Source organism: Selenomonas sp. oral taxon 126 (assembly GCF_001683335.1).
Classification (GTDB): domain Bacteria; phylum Bacillota; class Negativicutes; order Selenomonadales; family Selenomonadaceae; genus Centipeda.
In genome coordinates this window covers 2,371,218-2,382,424 of the sequence record NZ_CP016201.1, presented here as the reverse complement: position 1 = coordinate 2,382,424, position 11,207 = coordinate 2,371,218, and the positions used below count along the sequence as shown (strand labels likewise).

Sequence of the window (11,207 nt, the reverse complement as noted above, 5' to 3'; positions counted from 1 at the left end):
CTCCAGTCCTGCCGTCATAATGCCTCCGCTCCGCCCTGTGTAAAGCGCGCCCTGCTGCCGCTCGCCGTGCGCATGACCTCAAGATGCACGGGAATGCGTGCGCGCAGCTCCTCTACGTGCGAGATGATGGCGACGAGTCGTCCCCCCTCCTGCTGCACCTCGAGCAGGGCGCGAATGGCGACATCCAGCGTCTCGCTGTCGAGCGAGCCGAAGCCCTCGTCGATGAAGATCATGTCGAGGTGCATGCCGCCTGCATAGTGCTGAACGACATCCGAGAGCCCGAGCGCAAGCGCCAAGGATGCGAGAAAGGTCTCCCCGCCGGACAGCGTGCGCGAGACGCGCGGAAGCCCAGTATACTCATCGAATACGTCGATTTCCAGTCCCCACCATTTATTTCTGTGACCGCCCTCGCCGTGTACGAGACGATAGCGGCCTCGGCTCATCACGACGAGGCGTGCATTTGCCGCCTCGATGACATCGCTCAGAATCGAACGCAGGACGTAGGTCTGAAAATGTACCTGATAGGGCGCCTTTGCCGCCGCCACATTCGCAAGTCTGCCAATGATGCGGTATCGCTCTGCACGCGCCGCCCCCGCCTTCTCGAGCACATCGATCTCGTTCATCATGCGCGTGAGTGCGTCCCGCCGCTCCGTGCGGATGCCCTGCTCCCGCGCCTGATCGCGCACCGCCTGATCGGCGGCTGCCTCTGCCGCCGTGAGCGCAGGCATATCGGGAGGCGTCAGCCCCTCTGCGGCCGCTTTTGCCGTATTCAGAAGCTCTGCTGCGGTCTTGTAGTCGGTCTCATAGGCGTTGATACGCTCTTGTACCGCTTTCAGATGCTTGCTGTCCGACCACTTACCCGCGATTGCCGCATGGTATTCCTCCTCGGAGGAGAATCCCGCCTGTGTGCGTACAGCGGCATATTCACTCTGCGCCGTCTGCGCTGTCTGCATCGACTCTGTGTGGGCACGCTGTGCGGCAGTATGTGCGCTCTCCGCACCTGCACGGGCGGCAGCGGACTCCTTCTCCTTTTCCCTCGCGGTATCGTATGCGTGCTTTTGCTGCGCAACCTCCGCAGTCAGCCGCTGAATTTCGGGGGCGATCTTCGCGTAGTCACGATATTCCTCGGGCAGCTCTGCCTCGAGCGCCGCCTGCTCTCCCTCGCGTGTACGCAGAAGGTCGCGATGCTTCTGTGCATCGGCAGTTTTCTTCTCCTGTTCCGCGCGCATGGATTCAAGCTGCGCCTGCTGCGCGACGCGCTGCGTCGTCCGCTCCGTATGCTCCTTTTCGGCGTGCCTTAACTGCGCATTGTGCTGCTCTGTCCGCTGTGCCATTCCCTCAATTGTATCAGAACCCAGAAGATCATCCAGAAGTTCCTGCTCCTGTGTGCGGCTCTGATTTGCGCGTGCATACTTCTCTTTTGCCGCTTCCAACTTTCGTGCGGCATTCTGTGCGTTCTGTTCGGCAGCGTCCACGGCCTTTGCACAGGACTCCACCTCCTGCTCGGAGGGGATGTCCTCCGCGTGCATCGCAGGGCTGGGATGAGACAGTGCGCCGCAGACGGGACACGGTGCGCCGTCCGCAAGCGTCTCGGCAAGGCGTGCCGCACTGCCGAGATCGTAGAGCGTCTGCATCTGGCGCAGCTTTGTCTTGGCTTCCGCCAGCTGCTGCGAGGCGTCCTTCACAGTCTGTTGCGCCTCTTCCTGCTGCGTGCGGAGCTTAGATTCCTGTGCAGTCAGCGCAGTGATGCGGGCTGCGGCGCTCTGACAGCGTTTCAGGCGATCCTGTTCGTGCTGAAGCGCCTCCTTGCCTGCCAATATCTTTTCAAGTGCGGCAATGCGCTCCTCATTCTCCTTGCATTCAGCTGTCAGCTTTTCAATGGCATCTGCAGCCGTCTTTTTTTCTTCTTCGAGATGATCTGCGTGCGCGCGCAGCTTCTCTGCCGATGCGCGGCAGTCTCGAAGTTTTTGTGCGCGCTCCGCATAGTTCGAGAGCAGCTGAATGCACTCCGTTTTTTTCGTGCGCTCCGGCTCGGCTTCCTCTGCTGCTGTCAGCGCCTCCTTTGCCGTGTGGAGCGCCGTCTGTGCCGCAGTCAGACGCAGGGCGGCTTCCTTCAGCTCCCCCGCTCTCGTCTTCTCCTGCTCCGCTGCCTGTACGGCTGCGTGCTCCTTGTAGATGACGGGCTGGGCACGCTGCGCGCGTTCCAGACGCATGCGAAAATCCGCGACCGATTTTTCCTGTGCCTGCTTTTCCCCAAAGCGTTTCTGCGCCTCGGCAAGCTCCTGTAGTTTTTGCTGCGCCGCCGCCCCAGCCTCACGCGCGTGGCGTGCCGCGCGCTGCTTCTCCTCCAGTACCTTGATCTCTGCGGCATGGCTGTCAATCACCGCATTCAGTTCTGCGACGTGCGCACGCAGGTCATCGAGGCTGTTCAGATTTTCCCCGTGCAGCATATGGTCGATGCGCGCACGCTCCTCGTCTGCAGCGCGCTCGAGCTGCAGAGACTCCTGCAGCAGAGCCTCCTCGATGCGTTGATAGCGCTCCGTGCGAAAGATGCGCTGCATGATGGCGCTGCGATCCTTGACCTCGGCGAGCAGGAATCGCTGAAACTGCCCCTGCGGGAGGAGGACGACCTGACGAAATTGATCGGCATCAAAGCCAATCAGCTCTCCGATACGATTCGATACCTCTGTCACATTCGACGCGAGCAGGACTTCCTCTCCATCCTCCCCCTCGTCAGGGAGGCGGTAGAGCTGACCCGTCGGTGGACGGCGCGTCATCTTCCCGCGTGACATGCGCTCATATGTCGGTGAGCGCAGGACGCGATAGCGGCGGCGTCCGAGCGCAAAGACGTACTCCACCTCTGTCGTCCGCTCCGGCGGTGCAGTGGCAGAGCGCAGCGTTGTTCCCTCTCGGACATTGCCGCTGGATTCGCCGTATAGTGCAAATACAATAGCGTCGAGAATCGTGGTCTTTCCTGCTCCCGTTGCCCCATGAATGAGTACAAACGGAGCGTCTGCAAGCGCCGTCTCAAAATCCAGCACCTGCTCCTCTACATAGGAGCCGAATGCCTGCAAGCGTAGTTTCAGCGGTCTCATTCTGCACGCGCCCCCTGTTCCAGCGAATCAATCACACGAACGAGCTCCCTGCGCTCCATGTCCGTCAGCTCATCTGAGGTCACCTCGGCAAAGAAGTCGGAAAAGAGGTGGAGATCGGACTTGCCGCGTTCATAGCTGCGCTCCGTGGAGGAAAGGCGATTGACGTTGATGTTCGGGCGCGTGATGGTGAAGAGATTCGGATAGATCCTGCGTAGCTTCTCATGCGCGGCAAGTACCGCATCCGTGTCGAGGAGTTCCACGCAGATATAGTCGTCATGCGGGAGCGGGTCGAAGTCCTCGCGCATGAGTTCATCCATCAGCCCGCTGACAATGCGTACATCGTGACGCGGCGTCAGTGGATAGAAGGTATGGGATGCCATCCCCTCGGCATCCAACTCGACGAGTTCCACACCTTTTTTTTGACAGGCTTCATCGAAGGAGTATTTCAGCAGAGAGCCGGAATATCGGATGTTCTCCGCTCCTGCCCGCTGAGGAGCATGCAGATGCCCAAGCGCCGTATAGGAATATGCTGTAAAATTCTCCGCACTGACCTGATCGCTCCCACCGACGGAGAGTGCATGCTCGGATTCCGATACCTGTCCGCCGATGACAAAGGCGTGCGCCACAGCCACACTGCGCGCCGAGGGCGGAATCTGCGCGCGTGCCGCCGCGATCTGCACTGCGAGCGCCGTGTCGAACGAAAGTGCCTCCTCCACGGAGAATGCCGCGCGCACATGGGGCGGATCTCCATAGGGAATGAGAGAGAAATACACGGGACCGAATTCATCCGAGAAGACAACAGGCGCCTCATCGGCACGCACAGTCCCCGCCGGATAGATTCCGGACGCACGAAGAAGCTGTGCGCCAAAATGAAGGCGCACAGCGCTGTCGTGATTCCCTGCGATGAAGAGCACCTTGATCCCCTGCTCTGCCAGCCGCGTCAATATTTCGTTGAAGAGTTCCACTGCCTCGGGCGGCGGGATGGCACGGTCATAGACATCCCCTGCAATGACGAGCGCATCAGGACGCACATCTCTGCACAGCGCGAGCAGTTCCTCCAGCACATATGCCTGATCCTCCGTCATATGCCGCTGCCCGAAGAGTTTTCCCAAATGCCAGTCTGCCGTATGGATAAACCGCATTTCATTTCCTCATCTCGTATATGAATATATTTCTTTAATTAGACTTCCCGCATCGGGTGCGCCGCAGATTTCAATGCAAGCAAATCTCTGAGGTCTGCCTCGTCCAAAATCGGAATCCCCAGTCCCTCTGCCTTTTGCAGTTTGCTTCCTGCGGCTTCTCCCGCGACCAGATAATCGGTCTTTTTCGATACCGATCCCTTAACGACGCCGCCATGCGCGGTAATCAGTGCCGCGCATTCCTCGCGCGAGAGCGTCGGCAGCGTTCCCGTAATGACAAAACTCTTTCCCGCAAGCGTCGTTCCTGCGCGGACAATGGGGGCACTCTCAAAGTTCACGCCCGCAGCGCGGAATTTGTCGAGCAGTGCTTGCCCCGATTCCGATGCAAAGAACTCCGTGAGCTTCTGTACGCTGATCTCTCCCATATCGGGAACGGCGCGAATCTGCTCGGGATCTCTGAGCGCCGCCTCCTGCAATGCGTCGATGGAGGGGAATGCCTGCATGAGGGAGATTGCCGCCGCGCGCCCGATGCCGGAGATCCCGAGTCCCGTGAGCAGACGATCGGGCGTATTCGCCTTGCTTGCTTCAATCGCGGCAAGGCGATTTTCCACGCTCTTTTCACGCCCGATGATACCGGATGCTATCAGTTCATCGCGATGCATATGCAGTGCATATATATCCGCAATGTCATGCAAATAGCCCTTATGTGTCAGTGCTATGACGGCAGACCCCCCAAAGCCCTTGATGTCCATTGCATTTCGGCTGACGAAGTTCAGAATGTGATTCTCCACCTGTGCAGGACAGGCGGGGTTCTGACATTTGATGTCCGCCGTATCGGACTCGCGGACGGCATGGGAATGACAGACGGGACAGCGGTCGCCGATCAGATACGGCTTCGCTGTCTGCGGTCGTTTCTCTTTGATGACCGCCTTGACGCGCGGGATGATCTCGCCCGACTTGTAGACGAGGATCGTGTCGCCGAGCCGTATGTCCAGACTGTCGATATAGTCCTGATTGTGCAGGGTTGCACGCTCGACGCGCGTGCCGCAGAGCTGCACGGGGTCGAACACCGCTGTCGGTGTGATGCGCCCTGTGCGTCCCACGGACAGCTCGATGGTGTGCAGAACAGTCTCCTTTTCCTCAGGCGGATACTTGTAGGCAATCGCCCAGCGTGGCGCCTTTGCCGTCGCTCCCAGCTCCGCGCGCTGTGCAAAATCGTTGACCTTGACGACGGCGCCGTCGATGTCATAGGGCAGGTCTCCACGCCGCGCACCGATCTCCGTGATTGCGTTCCAGACCTCGTCCGCCGTATGACAGACACGATAATTGGAAATAATCTTGATCCCCTGCGCACGCATGAAGTCGTATGCCTCTGTATGCGTGGAGAACGTATGCCCCTCTACACGCTGCAAATTGAATACGAACATCGAGAGTCTGCGCTCGCGCGTCACGCGAGCGTCCAGCTGACGCAACGTCCCCGCCGCGCAGTTGCGCGGGTTGGCAAACGGCTTCAGTCTGAGAAGTTCCTGCCGTTCGTTGACCTCGGCAAATGCCGCGCGCTCCATATAGACCTCGCCGCGCACTTCAAAATACGGAACAGGTTCATGCAGCTGTTCGACAACATCGCTGATTGCACGCGCATTCAGCGTGACATCCTCGCCCTGTACCGTTCCGTCGCCGCGCGTGATGGCACGCGCAAGCGCACCGTTTTCATAGCGGAGTGCGAGGGAGAGTCCGTCAATCTTTTCCTCGACAACGAATTCCGCTGTAGGGAAATGCGACAGAATGCCAGCGACAAAGGAGCGTATTTCCTCTTCACTAAATACATCCTGCAGAGAAAGCATGGGGACATCATGGCGAACGAGTACGCCGACCTCGCGCTGCGCCGTACCGCCCACCTTCTGGGTCGGCGAATTCTTCGTGATGAGTTCCGGATACTCCGCCTCGATTGCTTTCAGACGCTGCATGAGCATATCGAAGTCATAGTCGGAAATATCCGATGCATTCGCGTCATAATACTGCTTAGAATATTTTCGGATCTTCTTCCGCAGCTCCGCGAGCTCGCTCTTGATATCCACAATGTCGCTCATATCTTCCTCACAGCTTCAAAATCGGTGCATACTTCTGTATAAATTTCTTGACCCCTTCGCCCGGGAACGCAATCGTCAGCTCTGCGTCCTCGCCCGCGCCGCTGATTGCAACGACGCGACCGTCTCCCCATTTGCTGTGGCGCACGGCATCCCCAGCCGTGAACTTCGCCTCCGTGTCGGGACGGATGACGCTCCCGTCCTCTGCCGTATGCTGCGGCGGAGGAGGAAGATAGGAGCGCCGTCCGCCGCCGGAGCCGCGTCCCCAGACATCGGAGCGTCCGTGTGCCCCCCCCACGTCGGCAAAGGAATCTGCCGTCTTGCGTTCGATGAGTTCCTCCGGAATCTCCGCGAGGAAGCGTGAGGGACGCGAGATCTCCGTCCGCCCGTAGATTGTGCGCTGATGCGCATATGTGAGATAGAGGCGGCGTTCGGCACGCGTGATGCCGACGTAACAGGTACGCCGCTCCTCCTCGATCTCTGTATCGTCGAGCAGGGTGCGTGAATGCGGAAAGAGCCCCTCCTCCATGCCCGCCATGAAGACGGTCGGGAATTCCAGCCCCTTGGCCGCATGGAAGGTCATGAGGGTCACGCTGCCCTCCGACTGCTCCGTCTCATCCACATCGGAAATGAGCGAGATCTGCGCGAGGAAGTCCTCCAGCCCGTTCTCGCCCTCTGCCGCGCCGTCCTCGAAGTTCTTTGCCACGCTGATAAACTCGCGCAGATTCTCAAGGCGGTCGCGATTGTCCTCCTTCGGATCGTCCTCAAGTGCGGCGGCATAGCCTGACTCCTCGATGATGTCCTCGACGATCTCGTGCAGCGGACGCGTGCCGAGCTGTCCCATATAGGTAAAGACGAGGGCGGAGAAATCCTCGAGCTCGAATTTCACCTTTGCGGAGAGCTTTGGAATCGTGCTGAGGAGCTGCTCGTCCGTGATGAGTTCAAAGAGGGAGATGCGGTACTCTGCCGCCTTATCCATCATGCGCCCGAGCGTTGTCTGACCGAGTCCGCGCTTCGGCACGTTGATGATGCGCAGGAGGCTCAGCGTGTCGCGTGGATTGTAGATCACGCGCAGATAGGCGATGATGTCCTTGATTTCACGGCGGTCATAGAAGCGTACAGAGCCGACCATGGAGTACGGAATCCCCGTTGCGTAGAACGCCTCCTCGATGTTACGGGACTGGGCATTTGTGCGATAGAGAACGGCTATATCACCATACTTCGCGTTGAACATCGTGTGCAGCCGCTCCACCTCACGCACGATGAACGCAGCCTCGTTCTTCTCCGTGCCGCCCTCGTAGACCGTGATCGGATCGCCCGTCGGATTGTCCGTCCAGAGTTCCTTTTTCTTGCGCGTCAAATTGTTCTCAATCACGGCATTCGCCGCTGCAAGGATATTCTTGGTCGAGCGGTAGTTCTGTTCGAGCAGGATCACTGTCGCCTCGGGATAGTCGCGCTCGAAGTTGAGGATGTTCCGCATATCCGCGCCACGCCATCCGTAGATCGACTGATCCGCATCGCCCACAACGCAGATATTGCGGTGTCCCTCGGCAAGCAGCTTCGTAATCGCGTATTGCGCACCGTTCGTGTCCTGATACTCGTCCACGAGGATGTAGTGAAATTTCTTCTGATATTTCTCACGTACCTCGGCATTATTCGTGAGGAGCTCCACCGTCAGCATGAGCAGATCGTCGAAATCCAACGCATTGTTTGCGCGCAGCTTTGACTGGTAGAGTTCGTAGATCTTTGCCACCTGCTCTGCAAAGAAATCCGTTGCCTGTGCCGTGAATGCCTTGACATCGAGCAGGCGGTTCTTTGCATCCGAGATATGCGACTGGACGGCGCCCGGTGCCGTGTGTTTCTCGTCGATATTCAGTTCCTTCAGACACTCGCGGATCAGGGCCTTAGAATCCGAGGAATCATAGATGACGAAGTTCTTCGCATAGGTGCCGAGCTGCTCGATCTCCATGCGTAGGAAACGGGCACAGAAGGAGTGAAACGTGCTCAGCCAGACATCGTGCGCAGCATCCCCGATCAGTGTGTCCACACGGTCGCGCATTTCACGCGCCGCCTTGTTCGTGAAGGTGATGGCAAGAATACGGTACGGTGGAACTCCCTGTTCCAAGAGGTTTGCAATGCGGAAGGTCAATACACGCGTCTTGCCGGAGCCGGCGCCCGCCACGATGAGGAGGGGGCCCTCAAGACAGGCAACGGCCTTTTGTTGTGGCTCGTTCAGCCCCTGAAATAGATCCATGAAAACTCCTTTTCCTGCAATAATTTTCCTGCAATAAGAAAGGCGGGGCCGCCACATTTGGCCAACTCCGCCCCTGCCGTCATAGGATATAATGTTATGTCTTGATTCGCTTGACCGCCTCTGAGAGCGGCGGGATGATCTGCTTCTTGCGCGACATGACCCCGGGCAGATAGAGATGCGTTCCACTCGTATCCTTGCGGAATGCCTCGCCGATCAGCGTGCGCGGCGAGCCCGTGAAGAGCAGATAGGTCGCCTCCTCGAGAATGTCCGTAATCATGACGAGGCTCAGGTCGAACCCTTCGGAGTCGCAGATGCTCTTCATCGCGGCGAGGAGTTCGTCCTCCTTTGCCATGATTTCCTTCGTATCCATGACAGAGGTCTGGCTGACGATGACGCGATATGCACCAATGGTGAACTCCTTCAGATCGTTGCGTACAATCTCCATTGGAGACATATTGCCGATGCTAGAGCCTGCCTTGAGCATTTCCAGTCCGTAGACATTCAGATCGACATTTGCAATGTCCGCGAGGCGTTCTGCCGCCTTCTTATCCTTCGGCGTGCAGGTCGGGGACTTGAAGAGCACGGTATCCGAGATGATCGCCGAGAGCAGGAGTCCTGCGATCGACGGCGGGATGTCGATGTCGTTTTGCCAATGCATATTCGAGACGATCGTCGCCGTGCAGCCGACCGGCTCCGCGTGCGTGTAGATCGGCTCGCTCGTGCTGATGCCGCCGAATCGATGATGATCGATGATCTCGATGATCTTTGCTTCCTCGATGCCCTCGACCGCCTGATTGCGCTCGTTGTGATCCACGAGGATGACCTGCGCCGGCTCCGAGACGACGAGGCGGTCGCGGCTGACGAGGCCTACGATGCGCCCGTTTTCGAGGACGGGATAATTGCGGAAATTCGTCTCCTCCATCGTTCCCTTGATGTCCGAGAGGAGATCGAGCGGCTTGAAGCAGACGGGATTGTCGTGCATGATGCGCCGAATCGGGACGCACTGATTGATGAGACGTGCCACCGTATAGGTGTCATAGGGGGTTGAGAGCACAAAGATCCCGCGCGCCTCCGCCTCCTCGAGCGCCTCTGCGGGCACGCGTCCGTCGCCCGTCACAATCAGGCAGGCGATGCCCTGCTGAATGCAGGCGAGAATCGTCTCTGTCCGTCGGTCACCGACGAGGACAATATCGTTTTCCTTGATGAGTTTGTAGATCGTCTCCACGCTGCCGGCGGCAATGCGGATCTGTCCCTTGATCGTCTCGCCCTCTTCCCCGGCGACGAGCACGTTGCTGTCCGTCGCGCGGATGATGTCGCGATAGCGCACACGCATATCCGAGAGATTCGTCATGCCGAGCTCCTGGAAATAGCGCTTTGCAAGATCACTGACGGAGACAATGCCGACGAGGATGCCCTTGCTGTCGGTCACGGGGATCGAACGCAGGTCGTTCTCGCGCAACACCTCGCCCAGATTGCGCAGAGTGTCGTGCTGACGGACGACAATCTTGCAGTCCATCGCGATGTCCTTGACACGCGGATAGAGATCGGGAATGAGCAGGGGCTGCTCGACATGGAAATACTCGAGTGCGAACTTTGTCTCCTTATTCACCTTACCTGCACGTGCCGCAACGGCATTGACGCCCATCGCCTGTTTCAGATGCGCGTATCCGACCGCTGAGCAAATGGAGTCCGTATCCGGATTGCGGTGTCCGATGACATAGATCGGCTTTGCAACATTCAAGATGATACCTCCCTATCGCGGCTTCCACATGCCGCATACTGTGATACCCATTATAACATAATCAGGGATGTGATTCAATTTTTGCAAAAATAAAAAAGATGTGGGCGCTCGCAGGAATACGCTCACATCTAAATATTTCGTATGGAATGCTATACTTCAAATGCGTTTCGAATCTCGTGCACCATCCATGTGCCGCCGACAGCGTAGACCTCAAGCACATCAAAGCGGCAGTGCGCATTCTCCATATGGCGCTCGCGCAGATACAAATATGCCGTCTGTACGATTTTTTGACGCTTACGGTAGTGAACTGACTCTGCAGGCGTTCCGCAACGCATACTGCGGCGCGTCTTCACTTCGACAAAGACAAGCGTTCCATGATCGTCTGCGATGATGTCGATCTCGCCGATTTTGCACCGATAGTTGCGCGCGAGAATGCGGCAGCCCTGTCGCTGCAGATACTCTGCAGCACAGGATTCGCCCTGATCGCCGAGCGTCTTGTTGCTCATGACGTGGGTCTCCGATCACCCATGTGGCGGTCAATGCGGTAGACGTGTGCGAGCACCTCCGCAATCGTACGGTAGAGTTCGGGCGGGATTTCGCGGTCGATCTCGAGCGCCATCAGCATATTGACGAGGGATTTGTTCTGATAGACGGGAATGCCATTCTTGCGCGCCTCTGCCAAAATGCGGTCAGCAACAAGTGAACGCCCCTTCGCCGTGACGCGCGGTGCCTTGTCGTTTAGGACATCGTATTTGATCGCAACGGCGCGTGCCTCCTGCTCGACCATTCCATCCTCGACAGGTGAAGTGTCCTTATCCCATTGTTCCGTCATCTCTCACCCATCCTTGTGCCCTAGTCATACTTCTGTATTATACGTTTTCTGTACGTTTC

7 protein-coding genes are annotated in these 11,207 nt (G+C 58.0%); all 7 read right to left on the bottom strand.

Annotated features, from left to right (window positions below; translation table 11 throughout):
• Positions 1–14: 14 nt before the first annotated feature.
• The 7 genes from AXF19_RS10850 to AXF19_RS10820 all read right to left on the bottom strand — a co-directional run bounded on the left by AXF19_RS10850 (position 15) and on the right by AXF19_RS10820 (position 11,148).
• Entirely contained in the window at positions 15–3,095 is a 3,081-nt protein-coding gene (locus tag AXF19_RS10850) for an AAA family ATPase (RefSeq protein WP_066848706.1), read from the bottom strand.
• Positions 3,092–4,237, bottom strand: a complete 1,146-nt coding sequence (locus tag AXF19_RS10845) for an exonuclease SbcCD subunit D (RefSeq protein ID WP_066848703.1) — start codon at positions 4,235–4,237, stop codon at positions 3,092–3,094. Before AXF19_RS10845 ends, AXF19_RS10850 begins: the two co-directional genes overlap by 4 nt.
• Positions 4,238–4,275: 38 nt before the next feature.
• Positions 4,276–6,324, bottom strand: coding sequence for an NAD-dependent DNA ligase LigA (ligA, locus tag AXF19_RS10840; protein ID WP_066848700.1), 2,049 nt, complete (start codon positions 6,322–6,324; stop codon positions 4,276–4,278).
• Between the two features lie 7 nt (positions 6,325–6,331).
• Positions 6,332–8,575 (bottom strand): DNA helicase PcrA, encoded by a 2,244-nt coding sequence (pcrA, locus tag AXF19_RS10835; RefSeq protein WP_066848697.1) that lies wholly within the window; start codon positions 8,573–8,575, stop codon positions 6,332–6,334.
• 94 nt (positions 8,576–8,669) lie between these two features.
• Positions 8,670–10,316 carry a putative manganese-dependent inorganic diphosphatase gene (locus tag AXF19_RS10830; RefSeq protein ID WP_009656623.1) on the bottom strand — a complete coding sequence of 549 codons (1,647 nt, stop codon included), beginning with the start codon at positions 10,314–10,316 and terminating at the stop codon, positions 8,670–8,672.
• A gap of 149 nt (positions 10,317–10,465) precedes the next feature.
• Entirely contained in the window at positions 10,466–10,822 is a 357-nt protein-coding gene (locus AXF19_RS10825; RefSeq protein WP_066848694.1) for a YraN family protein, read from the bottom strand.
• Entirely contained in the window at positions 10,819–11,148 is a 330-nt protein-coding gene (locus AXF19_RS10820; protein WP_066848691.1) for an EscU/YscU/HrcU family type III secretion system export apparatus switch protein, read from the bottom strand. Before AXF19_RS10820 ends, AXF19_RS10825 begins: the two co-directional genes overlap by 4 nt.
• Between the last annotated feature and the right edge of the window lie 59 nt (positions 11,149–11,207).